The sequence below is a fragment of the Pseudomonas sp. YuFO8 genome (assembly GCF_035065025.1).
Taxonomy (GTDB): domain Bacteria; phylum Pseudomonadota; class Gammaproteobacteria; order Pseudomonadales; family Pseudomonadaceae; genus Aquipseudomonas; species Aquipseudomonas putida_AE.
In genome coordinates this window covers 1-458 of record NZ_JAXDEQ010000127.1, presented here as the reverse complement: position 1 = coordinate 458, position 458 = coordinate 1, and the positions used below count along the sequence as shown (strand labels likewise).

1 protein-coding gene is annotated in these 458 nt (G+C 61.8%); it reads left to right on the top strand.

From position 1 onward, the window contains the following. On the top strand, positions 1-458 hold a 458-nt coding region (locus SOP95_RS31610; RefSeq protein WP_323609530.1), incomplete at both ends, for a methyl-accepting chemotaxis protein.

Genomic DNA, 458 nt, shown 5'->3' with positions numbered 1-458 from the left:
GTGATGGGCGCGGCCGATCTGGTCAACGCCAAGCTGGCGATCCTCAATGAGAAGGCCGGCAACATCAACCAAGTGGTGGTGACCATCGTCAAGGTCGCTGACCAGACCAACCTGTTGTCGCTTAACGCGGCGATCGAGGCCGAGAAAGCCGGGGAATACGGGCGCGGTTTTGCTGTTGTTGCCACCGAAGTGCGTCGCTTGGCCGACCAGACTGCCGTGGCCACCTACGACATCGAGCAGATGGTGCGCGAGATCCAGTCGGCGGTGTCCGCTGGCGTGATGGGCATGGACAAGTTCTCCGAAGAAGTGCGTCGCGGCATGTTTGAAGTGCAGCAAGTGGGCGAGCAGTTGTCGCAGATCATCCATCAGGTACAGGCCCTGGCGCCGCGGGTGTTGATGGTCAACGAAGGCATGCAGGCCCAGGCCACCGGTGCCGAGCAGATCAACCACGCCCTGGT